Genomic DNA, 18,566 nt, shown 5'->3' on the forward strand with positions numbered 1-18,566 from the left:
CCGTAGCGAAAGCGAGTCTGAATAGGGCGTTGAGTACGTCGTCGTAGACCCGAAACCAGGTGATCTACCCATGTCCAGGGTGAAGGTAGGGTAACACCTACTGGAGGCCCGAACCCACGCACGTTGAAAAGTGCGGGGATGAGGTGTGGGTAGGGGTGAAATGCCAATCGAACTTGGAGATAGCTGGTTCTCCCCGAAATAGCTTTAGGGCTAGCCTCAAGGGAAGAGTCTTGGAGGTAGAGCACTGATTGGGCTAGGGGCCCTCATCGGGTTACCGAACTCAGTCAAACTCCGAATGCCAATGACTTATCCTTGGGAGTCAGACTACGAGTGATAAGATCCGTGGTCAAAAGGGAAACAGCCCAGATCACCAGCTAAGGTCCCCAAGTGTACGTTAAGTGGAAAAGGATGTGGAGTTGCCCAGACAACCAGGATGTTGGCTTAGAAGCAGCCACCATTTAAAGAGTGCGTAATAGCTCACTGGTCGAGTGACTCTGCGCCGAAAATGTACCGGGGCTAAACGTACCACCGAAGCTGTGGGATGACTTACGTCATCGGTAGGGGAGCGTTCTAAGGGCGTCGAAGCTAGACCGGAAGGACTAGTGGAGCGCTTAGAAGTGAGAATGCCGGTATGAGTAGCGAAAACAGAGGTGAGAATCCTCTGCACCGAAAGCCTAAGGTTTCCTGAGGAAGGCTCGTCCGCTCAGGGTTAGTCGGGACCTAAGCTGAGGCCGAAAGGCGTAGGCGATGGACAACAGGTAGAGATTCCTGTACCACCTCCTCACCGTTTGAGCAATGGGGGGACGCAGGAGGATAGGGGAAGCGCGCGACTGGTTGAGCGCGCCCAAGCAGTGAGGCTGGCAAGTAGGCAAATCCGCTTGCCGTAAGGCGAAGCTGTGATGGCGAGGGAATAAAAGTACCGAAGTCCCTGATTCCACACTGCCAAGAAAAGCCTCTAGCGAGGTGAGAGGTGCCCGTACCGCAAACCGACACAGGTAGGCGAGGAGAGAATCCTAAGGTGCTCGGGAGAACTCTCGTTAAGGAACTCGGCAAAATGACCCCGTAACTTCGGGAGAAGGGGTGCTCTCTTGGGTCTCAAGCCCGAGAGAGCCGCAGTGAAAAGGCCCAAGCGACTGTTTAACAAAAACACAGGTCTCTGCGAAGCCGTAAGGCGAAGTATAGGGGCTGACACCTGCCCGGTGCTGGAAGGTTAAGGGGAGCGCTTAGCTTACGCGAAGGTGCGAACCGAAGCCCCAGTAAACGGCGGCCGTAACTATAACGGTCCTAAGGTAGCGAAATTCCTTGTCGGGTAAGTTCCGACCCGCACGAAAGGTGTAACGACTTGGGCACTGTCTCAACGAGAGACCCGGTGAAATTATAGTACCTGTGAAGATGCAGGTTACCCGCGACAGGACGGAAAGACCCCGTGGAGCTTTACTGCAGCCTGATATTGAATTTTGGTATCGCTTGTACAGGATAGGTGGGAGCCTGAGAAGCCGGAGCGCCAGCTTCGGTGGAGGCGACGGTGGGATACCACCCTGGCGGTATTGAAATTCTAACCCGCACCCCTGATCGGGGTGGGAGACAGTGTCAGGTGGGCAGTTTGACTGGGGCGGTCGCCTCCCAAAGAGTAACGGAGGCGCCCAAAGGTTCCCTCAGAATGGTTGGAAATCATTCGTAGAGTGCAAAGGCAGAAGGGAGCTTGACTGCGAGACCTACAAGTCGAGCAGGGACGAAAGTCGGGCTTAGTGATCCGGTGGTTCCGCATGGAAGGGCCATCGCTCAACGGATAAAAGCTACCCCGGGGATAACAGGCTTATCTCCCCCAAGAGTCCACATCGACGGGGAGGTTTGGCACCTCGATGTCGGCTCATCGCATCCTGGGGCTGTAGTCGGTCCCAAGGGTTGGGCTGTTCGCCCATTAAAGCGGTACGCGAGCTGGGTTCAGAACGTCGTGAGACAGTTCGGTCCCTATCCGTCGCGGGCGTAGGAAATTTGAGAGGAGCTGTCCTTAGTACGAGAGGACCGGGATGGACGCACCGCTGGTGTACCAGTTGTCCCGCCAGGGGCACCGCTGGGTAGCTATGTGCGGAAGGGATAAGCGCTGAAAGCATCTAAGCGTGAAGCCCCCCTCAAGATGAGATTTCCCATCGCGTCAAGCGAGTAAGATCCCTCGAAGATGACGAGGTTGATAGGTCCGAGGTGGAAGCGTGGCGACACGTGGAGCTGACGGATACTAATCGATCGAGGACTTAACCAAGAAAAAGGTGAAGCCGAGCGTTCGCTTCTTTGCATGGATATCGGTTATCTAGTTTTGAGAGAACAAAAAAAGTTCTTGACAGAACCGATAGGTTCGTTATAATCATACTTGTCCAATTCGATATCTTGCCTAGTGACAATGGCGGAGAGGTCACACCCGTTCCCATCCCGAACACGGAAGTTAAGCTCTCCAGCGCCGATGGTAGTTGGGGCCAGCGCCCCTGCGAGAGTAGGTCGTCGCTAGGCAGATCTAATCGTTCCGCAGTAGCTCAGTGGTAGAGCAATCGGCTGTTAACCGATTGGTCGCAGGTTCGAATCCTGCCTGCGGAGCCAACTTGGAGAGCTGTCCGAGTGGTCGAAGGAGCACGATTGGAAATCGTGTAGGCGTTTAACAGCGCCTCAAGGGTTCGAATCCCTTGCTCTCCGTCGCTATATTATAATGGCCCGTTGGTCAAGTGGTTAAGACACCGCCCTTTCACGGCGGTAACACGGGTTCGAATCCCGTACGGGTCACTTTCTTTGTTGTTTGGAGGATTAGCTCAGCTGGGAGAGCACTTGCCTTACAAGCAAGGGGTCGGCGGTTCGATCCCGTCATCCTCCACCATAAATTATCATCGCGGGGTGGAGCAGTCTGGTAGCTCGTCGGGCTCATAACCCGAAGGTCGCAGGTTCAAATCCTGCCCCCGCAACCAATAAAATTGGTCCCGTAGTGTAGTGGTTAACATGCCTGCCTGTCACGCAGGAGATCGCGGGTTCGAGTCCCGTCGGGACCGCCATATTCAATAATTAATAATGGCTCGGTAGCTCAGTCGGTAGAGCAAAGGACTGAAAATCCTTGTGTCGGCGGTTCGATTCCGTCCCGAGCCACCATTTTTATATAAAAGTAAAATTAAATTTTTTTATGATTCATAATGCTTTGCCGACTTAGCTCAATTGGTAGAGCAACTGAATCGTAATCAGTAGGTTGCGGGTTCAAGTCCTGCAGTCGGCATTATTAATAGCTAATGGAGGGGTAGCGAAGTGGCCAAACGCGGCGGACTGTAAATCCGCTCCCAGTGGGTTCGGCGGTTCGAATCCGTCCCCCTCCACCATGTTTAGGGGCATAGTTTAATGGTAGAACAGAGGTCTCCAAAACCTCCGGTGTGGGTTCGATTCCTACTGCCCCTGCCAAATGCAGATAAGATGGCGGCTATGGCGAAGTGGTTAACGCACCAGATTGTGGCTCTGGCATGCGTGGGTTCGATTCCCACTAGTCGCCCCATTTATATAAACATTCATTGGGGTATAGCCAAGCGGTAAGGCAACGGACTTTGACTCCGTGATGCGTTGGTTCGAATCCAGCTACCCCAGCCAATTGCGGAAGTAGTTCAGTGGTAGAACACCACCTTGCCAAGGTGGGGGTCGCGGGTTCGAGTCCCGTCTTCCGCTTAGATGGCGGCATAGCCAAGTGGTAAGGCAGAGGTCTGCAAAACCTTTACCCCCGGTTCGAATCCGGGTGCCGCCTCCATTGAAACAATATTTCGCCGGGGTGGCGGAATTGGCAGACGCACAGGACTTAAAATCCTGCGGTAGGTGACTACCGTGCCGGTTCGAGTCCGGCCCTCGGCACTGAAAAAGCTTGACTAATGTTACTATATCTACTATAATCTTCTTGTTGTTAATTTTAACATGCCGATGTGGCGGAACTGGCAGACGCGCACGACTCAAAATCGTGTTCCCTCTGGGAGTGTGGGTTCGACTCCCACCATCGGCACTGAAAATAGGGAAAATAACGATGTATCAAGGATTCCTGCGAGATGTAGGAATCCTTTTTTATTTTATCCTCACACGATTCCTCATTAAAAAATCTGATTCAGCATTCATCATACGACTTGTCAAAGAGGTGATATTTTGGCAAGGCGTAATAATAATTTATCCCCTGATGAAATTTTTCAAATCCATACTAGTACTATCCAATCTGATGCAGTTGATTTTCAAATGGCGTTAGAAAAATTTATTGAGGATTGCGAAATTCGGAACTTACGCCCTCAAACGATTCAATATTACAAAAATGAATTATCGGTATTCTATAAGATTCTTCGTGAACAAGAAATTGATGTAGATGTATACAGAATGACACCCGAAATCATTAAACAAAATGTCATTCTATATATGAAGAATCAGAAAAATTGTAGAACGGTAACTATTAATACTCGACTTCGTGCATTAAGGGCATTTTTTAACTTTCTTGAACGTGAAAAAATCATACACAAAAAACAAAATCCTTTCCATGAAATTAAATTACTCAAAGACCGTAAAAAAGCAGTACCTACTTTTACAAAAGAAGAAATTCAAATTCTTTTTAAGCAACCGAATTTAAGAACATTTACTGGTGTAAGGGATTTAACTATAATGATGCTTTTACTTGAAACAGGTATAAGGGCTTCTGAATGTGTAGGGATTCGATTATCAGATATAGATTTTCAGCGTTCACGAATCCTTATTCAAAATACAAAAGGTTACAGGCAACGATATGTACCGATTCAAAAACAAATGAAAGAACAGTTGAAAAAATATTTAGCAATTCGTGGTGCATTAGATCATGATTATCTATTCGTTTCTGTTGACGACACTCCTTTAACCAAACGTCAAATGCAGGCGCAAATTGAATCATATGGAAAGAAATGCGGTATACATGCAACTTGTCACAAATTCCGCCATACCTTTGCCCGTCTTTCAGTAGAAGCAGGAGCAGGGATATTTGAATTGCAAGCAGTTCTAGGTCATTCCTCAATGGAAATGGTCAAACATTACGTCAATCTATTTTCTGATGATGTAGTTGAAAAGCATAAAACATTTTCGCCGATAGAAAATGTTTTTTCAAGTAGAAGAAGGAGGTAATCAAATAATGAATATTCTTATTGACCACATGCAATATACTACACGCAAAATTGACGCTTTTCTCGACAATTACACACTCGGCACATTAATCATCGAAAATGGACAAGCATTTTTACAGTTAGAAATCGGGGAATTTATACAACTTAACGATTTGTTTATTATTGAAGTTTTCGATGGGGAAAAATACAACCGAATTTCATATCAAGAAGCATTAAACACTTACTGTTCTGATGCTCCTGAATGGCATTTATTTGCTGGACTTGAAGCACGTGTAAAAAGAAAAGAGGTGGCGTAAATGCAAACACTTCATCTCACTGAACATGAAATTAATGTGCTTAAAGCCGTTTTAGATGTTTATCTTGCAATCAATATAAGGTTAGAGGACTCGAATGATGAAACGCTTCGTGAACTTTACGATGATGTTAAACGGATTCGTAAGTATTTGAATTAATCAAAAAAAATCGGGAGTGATGCGGCAACATCACTCCCAATAAGGCATACTCAAGTAAATAATCCCGTTAAATAAAGCATACACCATTTTCAAAAAATAGGCAAGGTGTACGCTTATTTGAGTATGCCCTGAAAACATACGGTAGGGGGCATATTTTTTATGAAAGCAGGTAGCATTGAGCAATTTAAGCATTTGTCACAGTTTCGGGATTTAACCGACTTCAATAATCAGATTGAACAATGGATGATTGATTTAAAATCCAAATTCACCAAATCGGAATTAATCGCCTTAAAACGTTTAATTAGATATTCCGCAAAAATCGCAGGCGTTTGCAATGCTAAAATTCAAACGCTTGTTTCAGCATGTCATGAAAAAGGTAAAGAAATCTCACGTTCTACTTTTGAGCGTATGTTGCGGAAAGCAAAGAAATTCGGATTAATTCAAGTAATTAATACATTTAAAGAGAACGGAAAACAATCACATAATATTTATGTATTCCAGCGTTACCAAATTGTTTCTGAATCATCTACAATTGAAGTACCTACACAGGAAACAATTGACGTACCTAATAATGAAACTAGTAATCTATCTAAAACTAGCAATCTATTAAATAAACGTAATGATAACGTGCAAAAAGAAAATCTTGACGGTTTATTTACAAGTAGCAGAGTGCCAGTAGAGTTTCGTGACCTTGTAAAGTGCTTTTATAACGACCATAAGACGATTGAAGAACTTTGGAAGGTTATTCATATCCAAACGTATTACTTATCTTACTACACTCAACAAGACCGTTTAGAATTGGCTATTGATTCATTTAAGCAGTTAGTACGGAATATTAAACAAGGGCGTAAAGTACGGAATATTTTTGGTTATTTCTTTGGTATTGTGAAGAAGAAACTGGATGAGGAATATAAAAGTATTCTGTTTGAAGTTGCTTAGAGTTTTTCAATATTTATTTATGAAATCGTAAAAAAAATAGGTAAAAATAAGCCTTTAAGGGAAATATATAAAGATGAGAGGGTATTTTATAAAATATTTTTACCAAAATCAAAAACGCCAAATCCCTAGAGCGACAAGGAATTAATCCACTTTTGATAAAAAATAATTTTTAAACAAAGTTGTTAAACTCTTACAGCCACAAGGGATTGAGTCACTTTGGAGATAATACATGTTAAAGGAAGATAAATTGAGTTTTTACCATTTAGAAGTTAGTTAAAACCCTAGAACGGCAAGGGATTTATAGTTATCTGAAAAATAAGTAATTTTAAATAGGTGTTAAAAGCATTGATATAACTGGATTTTTTACACATAAGGAAGAAATTGAGATAATGGTCTACAAAGGAAGGCGAGAAAATGGTAGCGAAAATGAAAATCGCTAAACACCTAGAGCCACAAGGTTTTTTGACACTTTTAAAGAAAAATGAATTTTCAGAAAAATACATTAAACCCTAGAGCCATGCGGTCTGAAGCCGATTTTGAGATAATTTCCTGTAAAGGAAGGCGAGAAAACGGTGGACAAAATGAAAATCGCCAAACTCCTAGAGCCGCAAGGACTTTTACCACTTTTTGAGAAAAATAAATTTTCTGAAAATTAACTCCAGCCCTAGAGCCATAAGGGATTGTGTCACTTTTGAGATAATCGCCTACAAAGGAAGGTAAAATGCGTTATAAAAATAAGACAGTTTAGAAAATCGCCAAAACCATTGAGCCATAAGGGTTTTTAGCACTTTTTGAGAAAAATAAATTTTCTAAAAATTACTTTCAGCCCTAGAGCCATGCGGTCTGAAGCCACTTTTGAGATAATACCTGTTAAAGGAAGGTAAACAGCGTTATAAAAATGTTAACAGTTTAGAAAAACGTCAAACTCCTTGATACACAAGGGATTGAGCCACTTTTTAAGAAAAATAAATTTTCTGAAAATTACCTTGAGCCCTAGAGCGACAAGGGATAGAGTCACTTTTGAGATAATCGCCTACAAAGGAAGGTAAATTGGTAGAAGTTTAGAAATCGCCTTAATGCCTAGAGTATGAAGGGTTTTAGAAGTTTTTTGCAAAACGTAATTTTTTTAAAGTGTCCTAAACCATTGATATTCAAGGGTTTTTAGCACATTTTCATGATTATGAGATAATCACCGTTAAAGGAAGTTATATAGGAAAATATAAAAAATGCAGCAAATGCGGAGAATTTAAGTTGATTAATAATGATAGATATTTTAGAAAAGATCCTTTGGGTAAAGATGGATGTAGAAGTCAATGTAGAAAATGTGAGACTTTAGCGAAAAATCGTAAAAATATTTCCTGAAAAAAGCAATATTATGGATACTATAAAATTTTTCATGTGGGTAAAATGATGAAAATTTACATGTATTTATTAAAAAATGTCCTTATTTATGAGGAGGTATTTTTCATTGAGTGCCGATCACTCGACACTGAATGAAGGGTATCTCCCTTCTTTATACCTCTACAATACGTGATTCTTTAGGTTTGTTAATAGTCATTATTACAAGTTCTTTCGCTTTTTCGCCTCCATTTTCTTGGGAGTGGGCTTTTGCTCACTCTTTTTTTGTTTTATTTTTTCTCATATTTTTTACTTTTAAAGAAAGGAGGCACTTGACAATGGACATTTCATCTATTCCATTAGAGCAATTTGCAACAAATGGTGTATTTGCCCTACTGTTCGTTTGGTTGCTTGTTGATACTCGGAAAGAAGCAAAACAACGTGAAGAAAAATTAATTGCTCAAATTGAGCGCCAAAATGAAGCACAACAACGTATCGTTGAAGCAATCGAACGAATGGAACAAAAAATTGAGAAATTGGAGGTGGCTAAATAATGGCTGAAATAACGTCTAGTGCATATCAAGCGTTGAAAAACTATATTCAAAACAACTGGAAATACATTGAGTTAAGAGATGATGCAGGAAATGCAATTATAAGATTATCGCCTTCTGATTCAAGAGTAACATGGGTACATAACGCAGGCGCTCAAGTATTAAAATTACAAGTCATCATTAAAGGTTCTGATGCTGATATTACAAAACCTAAAACATTTGCTTCTAGTGCAATATATGATGTTGCGACAGGCGGAAATGCTTATTCAATCGAATCATTTACACCATTCACAATTGAATCAGACCAAGACGAATTAACGGTGATTCACTCTATTGAAGTGCCGCAGGTTTAGGCGGTGATGTTTCATGCTAGGCGCAGGAACACAATCGAATCCTTATATTGTTCAGACACCGCAGGATTTACATAATGTAAGAAATAACCTAACTGCCTACTATGAATTAGGAAATGATATTGATATGGGCAGTTGGGGGAATTTTACTCCTATCGGCACATCTTCAGCAAAATTTATAGGAAGTTTTAACGGTAAAGGATATAAAATTAAAAATCTCACAATAAATTCAACAACTGCATATGTCGGGCTGTTTGGTTTTACTGAAAATGCAACTATACAAAATTTAGTAATTGAAAATGCAAATGTTGTCGGTCAAAACGTGAACTATGTGGGCATTCTTGTAGGAAATATTACGAATAGCACAATAAAAAACTGCTACACAACAGGGCAAGTAAATGGTCAATATGGAGTTGGTGGACTTGTTGGCTGGCATTACAGTGGATTAATTGAAAATTGTTTTTCTCATGCTAATGCAACAGGAAAAGGACGTGTTGGTGGTTTAGTCGGGAATGGTGCTACATCTAATTCACTTGTAAATAAATGTTACTCGACAGGTTTAGTAACAGTAACACCAGATCCTAACTTATATAATGGCGGTTTAGTTGGTTCTCATGCAGATTCAACAAAAGTTACAAATTCATATTGGGATATTAATACAAGTGGTCAAACTAAATCAGCAGGTGGTATAGGAAAAACAACTACTGAAATGAAAACACAGTCAACATATGCAGGATGGGATTTTATTAGCGTATGGGGAATAAATAATGATTATCCTTATTTGCAAATGTTTGGAGTACCAACAGCACCACCGAAAAAAGAAACAATTTCGATTCAATCCTATGTGAATCATATTCATTCTATAGTGATTAAAACAAATAAATCAACTAAACAAATAAAATCCTTTTTAAATACCATTCAGACGCTTTCAGAGCGTCATACAGGCACGAAACGGACAGTATCGACATATACCCTTTCGATTGAAACAAGCGTTCAGAAGTCAAATAGAAGCGTTAGAAGTGCAATTGCAACAGTAAATACATATATAAATCCTATTGGTTCATTAGTCGAACGCAAAACAAAGACAATGAAACGCTTATTATCTTATGTTGACAGTATTCATTCTCATGTAAATGTAATTGTTCCGATACAAAACAAAATTATAAATGCTTATCTGTCTGTATTAGAAAATCCTTCTTCATTATATTGTATTGAACACAATTCTAATATATATGCAATCGAAAATCCTTCCACAGTGGAGGTGATTTAATTGGCGTTAGCAGGCGATACAGTACGGTTTCGATGTCATTTTAAAACATTTGATGGGCAATCTGTTGAGCCAACTGATATTAAATTAACTATCTATGACACTAATAAACAACAAATTGAACAGGTAACATTAGATGACACCAATAAGGAAAATGTTGGTGTCTATTTTTATGATTATGTTTTGCCCGATGACAAACAAGAAATTATTTTCGAGTTTCGAGGGTTATACAACGAAAAACCTATCCTTTCAAGAGGAAAGGTTAAAATTGAATTTTCTAAATGAAAATGGAGGTAGATATTATGTCTGATGAAAAAGTTACTCAAACTGAAACAACTCAAGAGCAACAGCAAGATCAAACTCAACAACAAGACCAGCAACAAACGGTGGATATGAAAACATATCTTGAACTTGTCGCTAAAATGGAAAAAATGGAACAAACACTTGCAAGCGAAGCAGAAAGACAAAAAGAGATTGAAACGAAACAGAATGAATTATGGCAAAAAGAAGTGCAATTAACACTTAAAGAAAATGGTTTGGAAAAATTCGCTGACATTGTGAAAGTTTCTAATGAAGATGAATTAAAAGATGTTGTAAAGAAATTGAGTCAAATTGTAAATGAAATCAAAATTGAAACAGGTTATGTACCAAGCGATCATAAACAAATGACTGCCTATGAACAAGCGAAAAAACAAGGGAATACAAAAAATATGATTAAAGCGATATTCGGCATGAACAAATAATGTTCATGTCGTTTTTTTATATATCTAAAAAAATATTTAGGAGGATGATAATATGTTTACAAGTCAAGATTTTGTTGCAGGACAAAATTATGACCTTAAAGATGTTCTTATTGAAGTGAATAAAAAACAAACTCCTTTCGTTACTTTCTTAATGTCTAAAACAGTAAAAGCGACTAGCCCACAAGTTCACTGGATTACGGAAGAGATTGCAGACAGCGCAGTCACGTTGGCAGAAGGTGGGGATGCTCCAGCGTATGTAAAAGATACGCTTGCTCCAAGAGATAACTACCTTGAGATTTTCGCTGCCACCGCAACTGCGAGCAACACTGCAATTTATTCCAAAGCAGTTGGTATCAATGACCTTTTAGCCCATGAAGTAGAGAAAAAGACGAAAGCGATTAAAAAACGTATGGAAAATCGCTTCATTCACGGCACAAAAGGATATAGCAACGGAGTTTACACAACTGATGGTATCCTTGCACAAATTCACGCAGACCATCGTGTAACTGGCGCATTAACTGCTGATGCTTTTGAAGAAGCAATCGGCAAACTTTACGATGCAGGCGTTTCTGATGAAATTCTTGTATTTGTGCCTGCACGTATCAAAAAGCAATTAAATGAATTAGGAAATGTTGAATTTTACGCTAGAGATAAGTTTTTAGGCTTTGACATGGAACAATACATTACTGTATTCGGTACAGTTAATTTCATTCTTTGTGAAGAGTTAGGAAATAACAAATTCTTTGCAGTAAATCCTAACTACCTTGAAATGCCTGTACTTATTCCATTTCACGCACAAGTGGAAGCAGTAAGTGGTTCAAAACAATCTATCTATTTAGAAACTCAAGCAGGTGTTAATCTCTTGAATGATAAAGCCGCAGTTTCTTTTGAAATTACTGCTTAATTAAATACATAACCAGAAAGGGGATACTTGCATTTTGCTTGTATCCTCTTTTTTTAGGTTGTTTTCGTATAGATTGTTATTTTCTTTAACAACCTAATGCATTATTGTGAGGGGCATAAAAAGGATTAAATCTTATAAGTAAAGTCATTGTAAAGTTATTTAAATAATATGTGATCTATAAATCGTACAACAGCCATTGTTAAAAGTAAATATACTAACCAATCCAATACGACGTTTCTATTTGTATTTTTTGTTGTTTTACTTTTGTTCATTTAATTATCACCTCTTTACAAAAAAAGTAAATTTTAAAATCATTATAACCTAATTTCTTACTGTTGCAATATATTTCTTTTTTAATAGCAACAAACTTTTAGAAAAGAGCCTTTTTTAAATATAAAAAACTCATATTTTTTACAGGAGGTGAAAAGAAATGAATATCAAATTGCGTGATGAGTATTTGCTCAAACGCAGGAAAAAGAAGATAACGATGCAAGAAATTGCTGAATACATTGGATGCTCGCAAAGTTTAATCAGCAGATACGAAACAGGTAATTGTGGCATGTCTAAAGAGAAAATCCAAAAATATAGAGAATACATTGACCAAAAATAATTCTAATTAATCAAAAAGAAAGTGGAGGTGAAAAAGTGAAGAAAGTAGTTAAGAACACGTCATAACCACACTCCTTTTATTCCAAAAATAACAAAATTTTCAAAGGAATAAAAGGAGGAAACCTATTCATCATCATGATGGGTAGGTAAGGTTATTGACGTTTAAAATTAATTTTTATTGTTTTGTTTTTAAGGAGTTGTGGGAGTGTTCTCTTTCTTTCACTGTATCAGATGAAACAAAAATTAAGAGAACTATTCCCTGCTTGGTGTAGTGATTATACACCGAAGCAAAACACTACAATTTTAACTGATGATGGCGATAGCCTTTTTGGTTGTTCTATTGAAAAGCATGTAAAAAGAAATGAAATCAATTACTTTTACGATTTTAATAAGATATTCGTTGCTGATAAAGAAGATAAACGGAAAGCAATCGGAATTGACCTTGCGCTCCATCGTGGTAAATCATGGTGCAATCATGTTGTAAGAATTAATGAAAATGACTATGTAAATCCTCTTACTGCAAACATTAACGCTTTATTAAAAGTACATGCAGGAAACTACACAAAGAAATATGCAATGTCTACAACATTAACTATGTGGAGTTTTTACAATTTACCTTTGCCAGCAACAAAAGAAGGGAAAATGATTCTTCTTGCAATTGATTCATCATTTCTAGGACATTATTCCGATGCGTTTAGAAAAACTCATAATACATATTTACACTTATTAGGCTTTGATGAATTGATTGATTTACTCAATGAAACAACAAAAGCCGATTATTTACATATTCAACAAAAGTACAATCTTAAATCAAAAATTAAATTGAATAAAGAAGGATATTTAGAAACTGATATTGCCCTTGCAGAATTGCAAGGGTTTTTTGATTTTCCGATAGAGTTACCGCAAAAGCAGTTTAGTTTACTTACAAAATTTAAAACACAAGACGCTAATACATATCAAATTCAATCGAAAGATCAGATACCGAATTTAATCTCTTTTGCGCTTACTGGAACAAGAAAAATGAAATATACGACACTTTGTTAGGAGGTAATCAGAAATGAAAAATTATTTCTTTTGCTATGATAAACGATTAAGAGATTTTTTGAAATATGAAAAAGGAATCGACTATATCACCGAAGGCAGGCATTTGAAAACAGGCATGATTTTTACGTTATTTGAGCGCACGGAGTTTCTCAATCAAGCCATTCAAGAATGGAAAAATTGTTAATTTATAGGAGGTAATCAAATATGATGACTTACGCAGAGATGGAACAATTATTACAATTTAATGATTATGAAAGTAAAGTATTTATGCCAAATGAAGTCTTTTCTGATTTACAAAAGAATATCGACAATGCCTCACATATCGCATTTGCTTATTCCTATATTTACTTCATTACATGGCTATACAGATATGCAAAATACGGAATGGTTAATGAACTGATTGACCAAAAATTCATTAAGAAGGTACTTGGTTACAATGAGAATTACAAGAAATTAGATTATTTAATCAAACAAAATGGAATCCTTGAGCAGATGGGCTATATTCGGACAGAAAAAGATTTTCCTATTGCTTATTCTTATGATGAAATTGATGGGCTACAATTTCAATATATTGATGACTTCAAGGAGTTTACAGCATACATAAAAGTATTAAATGTACCGAAAAACTTTAAAATCAAATTTCCAGTCAAAGCATTTTATAGAGATAAGGAATCAGAAGAAGATTATTATGAAGATGGAACATTCTTTTATGTTGATCGCACACATTTAGTGCCATTTGAATCGTTCATATTTTGTATGACAAATGAGAATTTAGGGTGTACAGGGTTTTACCTGTACGCCTTTTTGCGTTGTATGAATCAAATTTACGGTGGATATAGAGTCCCACTTGAAACATTAGAGGAAAAAACAGCGATTAAAGGGCGGACACTTGATAAATATCTTGATTCATTAAAAAAATATAATATGATTCACTGTAAAGTAGAAGATTTTGTTGTCGGGCTTGGAAAAGGTGAAAAAATGCCAAATACATATTTCACAAATGAGCCGACTAATTTCACAAATAACGCTAAACAGTATCAAAAAAGAAAGGTAATGAGTGTATACACATATTACAAACAACTCGAAGAAAAACAGAAACTGGCGATGCAAATTGAAGAACAAATGAAGATGTTACCACAGAAAAATTAAAAAGGTAACAAATTTGCGGTATATATAACATATAACATTTAACTATATACTTTAGAATTAAAAAGGTTACAAAATTACGGTATATATAATTTATAGAATAATTAATTACATTTATTATTAAATTATATCTATTATTTGAATTATTTGTATATTATTATATATACCGCAAAAAGATAACCTTTTTGAATTTCAATTAATGGGCTAGCAAAACGCTAGTCCATTTTTTTATTTAATCAAATAAATAGGGGGAATCTTTATGAAAGAATTTAAAGAGATGATGAAAAATATTGAAATGATGCAAATGCGTTTGTCGCTAATGAAATTAAATCTTTTGGAACAACAATTGATTACAAAAGAAATATTGTCTGACATAAAACGATTAGAAAAATATTTAGAGAAAAGAGGTGATGAATAATGAGTATTCACAAAGCACTCCAAAAAGTGGATTGGCGCAAAAGAGCGTATTTTATGCGGAAGTTTCAAATTAAAACACCGAAAAATGAACACATTTTGGCAATGTCTGATGAAGAATTTTTAAGATGGGCGGATAGACGTTCATTTACAGTGTTCGAGAATTGGGAGCAAACAGACGAATATTGGGAACTCTTTATGATATACATGAAGGGCAAAATGCAACGTGATTTAGAAACTGTTTATGATGTTGTTTCAGAAAAGGCGAAACAAGGGGAAGAGAAAAGTGTGCGTTTATTCCTTCAATTACATAAAGATATGACACAACTTCAAAAAGCAATGAATCAGACAAACAAGAAACAACAAGAGGAAGTGCAAGAAGATGAGGATGATGATTTAGAGATTTAGGGTTGCTTATATGTTAGCAGGGTATCAGAATTGATACCCTGCTTTTTTGTTTGCAGGAGGTGAGATTGATTGGCTAAACGATTGACGAAAGAAGAAAAATTAAAAATCATTACGAACGATTTTAAATTGTTTGCAAAGAATTTCATTAAGATCGTTGACAACTTTGGCAATACAGTGCCTTTTGTTTTGAATCCAGAGCAGGAACAGTTTATGAATGAGATAGGGAAGTACAATATCATTTTGAAAGGGCGACAAATTGGATTCACTACCCTATCTCTTGCTTATATGTTGTACAGTGCATGTACAAAGCCCGATACAAACTATATCATCATGACTCATCATGCAAGCGTCAGTAAATCACTTTTCGTTAAATTGAAGAAGATGTATAAAAATCTTCCACATGATAAATATGACATATTCCCTAAAGCATTATTGAATAACCGTGATGAACTCTATCTCGACAACGGCAGCCGAATTATTATTGCTACTGCCAACGGTGAAGATTCAATTTCGGGTAATACTTTCCAATTAATCCACTTGTCCGAAATGGCTAAATACCCTGCTGATGTGCAAGAGGAAATCATTGCAACATGTATTCCTGCACTTGCAAAAAATGAATCCAGTGCCATCATTATTGAATCAACTGCTTATGGTTACAACACCTATCAAGAAATGTTTATGAAGGCGTACAGAGATAAAGAAAGCGTTTGGAAGGCATTTTTCTTTTCATGGCTTGCAAAAGCGTATGAAAAGCAATTTAAACATACATTCGATGAAGCAGAGAATTGGTTTAAGATAAATAATCAAGGGCGCAGAATGACATATGAGGATTTAGAACATGATGAAAAGATTTTAAGAGATAAATATAACGCTACATATCGTCAATTAATGTTCCGCAGATATTACATACAAACAAATTCGATTGAGAAGTTTAGACGTGAATTTCCAACGACACCAGACGAAGCGTTTATGGAAACAAATAAAGCAGTATTTGATACTGCAAAGATTATTGAACGACTTCATTATGTTATACCGCCTTTAGAAACAAAAGAAATATATCATATTGTTCCCGATGTACTTAAACAATACATAAATAAAAATCTATTCATCTATCATTTACCGAAATCAAAAGTAAGACACTATGCAGGGGTAGACGTATCGAGTGGTCAAGGTGGCGACTATTCAACAATGAGTATATTTGATGCAGATGGACAGCAACAATGTAGTTTCTATGCAAATGACATTCCAGTTTACAAATTCGCTGAAATAGTGGATGCTTTAGGGCGTTTTTATAATTACGCCTTTATTTGTGTGGAAAGGAACGCACTGGGGCTTCCTCTATTAGAACGATTACGTAAAGATTATGGATATTTAAACTTATTAAAACAAAAGGTGTTTGACCAAAGAGGTAAACGAAAAATGCAACTTGGTTTCCAAACAACGAATGTAACAAAGCCGATTATTATAAATGACATGAAAGAAATGTTTGAATTAGGACTTATTAATATTGAATGCGTTCGTACATTAGAGGAAATGAAGATATATCAAGACCACAATGGAAAGATGGGCAACAAGAAAGGCGCAAATAACCATGATGACCTTGTGATTTCCGTTGCTATGGCAGTACAAGCGATGAAGCAGGCGAAATATTACGTTGATATTTGATGATATTTGTTGCTCAATGTTGAATGATAATGAGCAATATTAATTTAGATTTAAAACGGTAGGTAACGGTAGTAAACGGTTGCTAACAGTAGCAAAATTTTTAAAACGTTTTTAATAATGAAATATTGTGGGTTAGATGACTCCTCAACTTTGCGGAGTCATCTTTTTTATTTTTACGAAAGGGGATGTATAGAATGAATCTTAAACAGTATATCAAAGAATACCATGAAGGACGTTCTGATTGGTTTATTGAAGAAGTGCAGAGTGTAACAGCACAACAAAGAGTAATGAATGTGTTGAATTTAAAGGATTATCTTGACGGAAAACATAAGATTCTTCAAAAAGAGCCATACATGTATAACGGTAAAGAATTTCACCCAAGAAAGATTGTTTTGCAATATGCAAAGACGTTATTGAACTTCCAAAAGGCGTACTTGTTAAAGAATCCGATTACCATTACAGGAAAAGAGCGTATTGTGAAAGAATATCAAAAGGTAAACAAACAAGGGAAGTTTGACCGATTGAATTATAAGATTTTAGATAAGATGTTGAAGTATGGGCAAGTGTATGAGTATGTGTATTTAGATAAGAATACAATTAAAAGTAAACTGATTGATGCAAGTGAAGGTTATCCTGTTTGGAATGATGAAAATGAAATGATCGCCTTCGTTCAAGCGTATACAGTGACAGGCGTTGATTATTATGTAATTTATTCAGAGGATACAGTCGAAACATACAATAATAAAGGCGGGCAATTAAGATTAACAGGCAGATATGCGAATTTAAGTGGATTGCCTATTGTGTACCATACGCAAAATGAATTATCAGAAACAGATGGGAAGAGCGAATTAGAAGATTGGATTTCCATCCTTGACAACATGGAAGATTTAATAAGCAAATACATGGATACATTCTATAAGTTTATGGATCCGATTGCAGTTTCAATTGGTCAACAGTTAAAAGGTGAATTACCTAGTGAAGTTGTTGGAAAAGGCATTAACCTTGATGACGGTGGCGATTTTCGCCTAGAACAAAATAAAACAGATTATCAAACGTTTGAAGTGCTGTATAAGACGTTGTTGCAAGCGTTGCTTGATATATCACAGACACCAGCAGTTTCGTTGAATAAAACGGATGTAAGTAATTTGTCCGAAGTGAGTATTAAACTTTTATTCCAATTAGCAGAAATTAAAGCGTCAATAAATGAGCAATATATGAGGGAAGGTATTGAGCAACGTTTTGAGAAGATTAGACGATTACTTGAATACAAAGGCATAACATTTACAGATGAGGAATTTGAATCATTAGGGCTTGTGTTCCAGTATGCACTTCCAAGCAGTGATAAGGAAGTGATTGAGAACATGAAGGCGTTAAGAGAAATGAAAGGAATTTCTCTTGAAACGTTGTTAGAACATAATCCATATGTGAATGATGTACAACAAGAGTTGATGAGATTAAAGGAAGAAAATAACACTACATATAGTAGTGAAGTTAATAATAAGACACAAGATGTTGTTTTAAAGAAAATGTAAACGTGACAAGGGATTGAGTTGACAAATACTATATCCGCCTGCTCGCACCTGTTATGAATGAGCGCA

17 protein-coding genes, 16 tRNA genes and 2 rRNA genes (1 of these 35 running past the window's edge) are annotated in these 18,566 nt (G+C 37.4%); all 35 read left to right on the top strand.

Annotation, left to right across the window (positions count from 1 at the left end):
* Nucleotides 1-2,260: ribosomal RNA gene (locus tag ISX45_RS18535) — 23S ribosomal RNA — on the top strand; it begins 667 nt to the left of the window's first position.
* A 128-nt stretch (nt 2,261-2,388) separates the two neighbouring features.
* Nucleotides 2,389-2,505: ribosomal RNA gene (gene rrf / locus ISX45_RS18540) — 5S ribosomal RNA — on the top strand.
* Between the two features lie 12 nt (nt 2,506-2,517).
* Nucleotides 2,518-2,592 (top strand) — tRNA-Asn (locus ISX45_RS18545).
* A gap of 4 nt (nt 2,593-2,596) precedes the next feature.
* Nucleotides 2,597-2,685 (top strand) — tRNA-Ser (locus ISX45_RS18550).
* A gap of 15 nt (nt 2,686-2,700) precedes the next feature.
* A tRNA-Glu gene (locus tag ISX45_RS18555) sits at nt 2,701-2,772 on the top strand.
* A 15-nt stretch (nt 2,773-2,787) separates the two neighbouring features.
* Nucleotides 2,788-2,863: transfer RNA gene (locus tag ISX45_RS18560), tRNA-Val, on the top strand.
* A gap of 11 nt (nt 2,864-2,874) precedes the next feature.
* Nucleotides 2,875-2,951: transfer RNA gene (locus tag ISX45_RS18565), tRNA-Met, on the top strand.
* Nucleotides 2,952-2,959: 8 nt separating this feature from the next.
* Nucleotides 2,960-3,035: transfer RNA gene (locus ISX45_RS18570), tRNA-Asp, on the top strand.
* An 18-nt stretch (nt 3,036-3,053) separates the two neighbouring features.
* A tRNA-Phe gene (locus tag ISX45_RS18575) sits at nt 3,054-3,129 on the top strand.
* A 48-nt stretch (nt 3,130-3,177) separates the two neighbouring features.
* Nucleotides 3,178-3,250 (top strand) — tRNA-Thr (locus ISX45_RS18580).
* Nucleotides 3,251-3,265: 15 nt separating this feature from the next.
* A tRNA-Tyr gene (locus tag ISX45_RS18585) sits at nt 3,266-3,350 on the top strand.
* 5 nt (nt 3,351-3,355) lie between these two features.
* A tRNA-Trp gene (locus ISX45_RS18590) sits at nt 3,356-3,429 on the top strand.
* A 15-nt stretch (nt 3,430-3,444) separates the two neighbouring features.
* Nucleotides 3,445-3,520 (top strand) — tRNA-His (locus ISX45_RS18595).
* 17 nt (nt 3,521-3,537) lie between these two features.
* Nucleotides 3,538-3,612, top strand: a tRNA-Gln gene (locus tag ISX45_RS18600).
* Nucleotides 3,613-3,615: 3 nt separating this feature from the next.
* Nucleotides 3,616-3,687: transfer RNA gene (locus tag ISX45_RS18605), tRNA-Gly, on the top strand.
* 5 nt (nt 3,688-3,692) lie between these two features.
* Nucleotides 3,693-3,766, top strand: a tRNA-Cys gene (locus ISX45_RS18610).
* A 15-nt stretch (nt 3,767-3,781) separates the two neighbouring features.
* Nucleotides 3,782-3,867 (top strand) — tRNA-Leu (locus ISX45_RS18615).
* 62 nt (nt 3,868-3,929) lie between these two features.
* A tRNA-Leu gene (locus ISX45_RS18620) sits at nt 3,930-4,012 on the top strand.
* Between the two features lie 137 nt (nt 4,013-4,149).
* Nucleotides 4,150-5,139 (top strand): tyrosine-type recombinase/integrase, encoded by a 990-nt coding sequence (locus ISX45_RS18625; protein WP_194519614.1) that lies wholly within the window; start codon nt 4,150-4,152, stop codon nt 5,137-5,139.
* A gap of 7 nt (nt 5,140-5,146) precedes the next feature.
* On the top strand, nt 5,147-5,434 hold the full coding sequence (locus ISX45_RS18630; protein WP_194519615.1) for a hypothetical protein: 288 nt from the start codon (nt 5,147-5,149) through the stop codon (nt 5,432-5,434).
* Nucleotides 5,435-5,749: 315 nt separating this feature from the next.
* Nucleotides 5,750-6,529 carry a hypothetical protein gene (locus tag ISX45_RS18635; protein ID WP_194519616.1) on the top strand — a complete coding sequence of 260 codons (780 nt, stop codon included), beginning with the start codon at nt 5,750-5,752 and terminating at the stop codon, nt 6,527-6,529.
* A gap of 1,676 nt (nt 6,530-8,205) precedes the next feature.
* The gene (locus ISX45_RS18640; protein ID WP_194519617.1) at nt 8,206-8,421 is read left to right on the top strand and encodes a BhlA/UviB family holin-like peptide; all 216 of its coding nucleotides are present in this window, start codon (nt 8,206-8,208) and stop codon (nt 8,419-8,421) included.
* Nucleotides 8,421-8,771, top strand: coding sequence for a hypothetical protein (locus ISX45_RS18645; RefSeq protein WP_194519618.1), 351 nt, complete (start codon nt 8,421-8,423; stop codon nt 8,769-8,771). Before ISX45_RS18640 ends, ISX45_RS18645 begins: the two co-directional genes overlap by 1 nt.
* Before the next feature lie 13 nt (nt 8,772-8,784).
* On the top strand, nt 8,785-10,038 hold the full coding sequence (locus ISX45_RS18650) for a GLUG motif-containing protein (protein ID WP_194519619.1): 1,254 nt from the start codon (nt 8,785-8,787) through the stop codon (nt 10,036-10,038).
* Complete coding sequence (locus ISX45_RS18655; RefSeq protein WP_194519620.1) at nt 10,039-10,320, top strand: hypothetical protein; 282 nt, start codon at nt 10,039-10,041, stop codon at nt 10,318-10,320. It begins immediately after the preceding gene.
* A 17-nt stretch (nt 10,321-10,337) separates the two neighbouring features.
* Entirely contained in the window at nt 10,338-10,778 is a 441-nt protein-coding gene (locus ISX45_RS18660) for a hypothetical protein (protein WP_228485589.1), read from the top strand.
* Between the two features lie 52 nt (nt 10,779-10,830).
* The gene (locus ISX45_RS18665) at nt 10,831-11,682 is read left to right on the top strand and encodes an SU10 major capsid protein (protein ID WP_194519621.1); all 852 of its coding nucleotides are present in this window, start codon (nt 10,831-10,833) and stop codon (nt 11,680-11,682) included.
* 430 nt (nt 11,683-12,112) lie between these two features.
* Complete coding sequence (locus tag ISX45_RS18670; protein ID WP_194519622.1) at nt 12,113-12,292, top strand: helix-turn-helix domain-containing protein; 180 nt, start codon at nt 12,113-12,115, stop codon at nt 12,290-12,292.
* Between the two features lie 230 nt (nt 12,293-12,522).
* Nucleotides 12,523-13,335, top strand: coding sequence for a hypothetical protein (locus tag ISX45_RS18675; RefSeq protein WP_194519623.1), 813 nt, complete (start codon nt 12,523-12,525; stop codon nt 13,333-13,335).
* A 13-nt stretch (nt 13,336-13,348) separates the two neighbouring features.
* Nucleotides 13,349-13,519, top strand: coding sequence for a hypothetical protein (locus tag ISX45_RS18680; RefSeq protein ID WP_194519624.1), 171 nt, complete (start codon nt 13,349-13,351; stop codon nt 13,517-13,519).
* 20 nt (nt 13,520-13,539) lie between these two features.
* A complete protein-coding gene (locus ISX45_RS18685) occupies nt 13,540-14,484 on the top strand; it encodes a hypothetical protein (RefSeq protein WP_194519625.1) in 945 nt (314 codons plus the stop codon).
* Nucleotides 14,485-14,740: 256 nt separating this feature from the next.
* Nucleotides 14,741-14,899, top strand: a complete 159-nt coding sequence (locus tag ISX45_RS18690; RefSeq protein ID WP_194519626.1) for a hypothetical protein — start codon at nt 14,741-14,743, stop codon at nt 14,897-14,899.
* Nucleotides 14,899-15,303: a hypothetical protein gene (locus ISX45_RS18695; RefSeq protein WP_194519627.1), complete on the top strand. Its 405-nt coding sequence runs from the start codon at nt 14,899-14,901 to the stop codon at nt 15,301-15,303. Before ISX45_RS18690 ends, ISX45_RS18695 begins: the two co-directional genes overlap by 1 nt.
* 69 nt (nt 15,304-15,372) lie before the next feature.
* The gene (locus ISX45_RS18700) at nt 15,373-16,968 is read left to right on the top strand and encodes a terminase large subunit domain-containing protein (protein ID WP_194519628.1); all 1,596 of its coding nucleotides are present in this window, start codon (nt 15,373-15,375) and stop codon (nt 16,966-16,968) included.
* Between the two features lie 194 nt (nt 16,969-17,162).
* A complete protein-coding gene (locus tag ISX45_RS18705; RefSeq protein WP_194519629.1) occupies nt 17,163-18,500 on the top strand; it encodes a phage portal protein in 1,338 nt (445 codons plus the stop codon).
* The last annotated feature ends 66 nt before the right edge of the window (nt 18,501-18,566 follow it).

It is taken from the genome of Thermaerobacillus caldiproteolyticus (assembly GCF_015326725.1).
Taxonomy (GTDB): Bacteria; Bacillota; Bacilli; order Bacillales; family Anoxybacillaceae; genus Thermaerobacillus; species Thermaerobacillus caldiproteolyticus.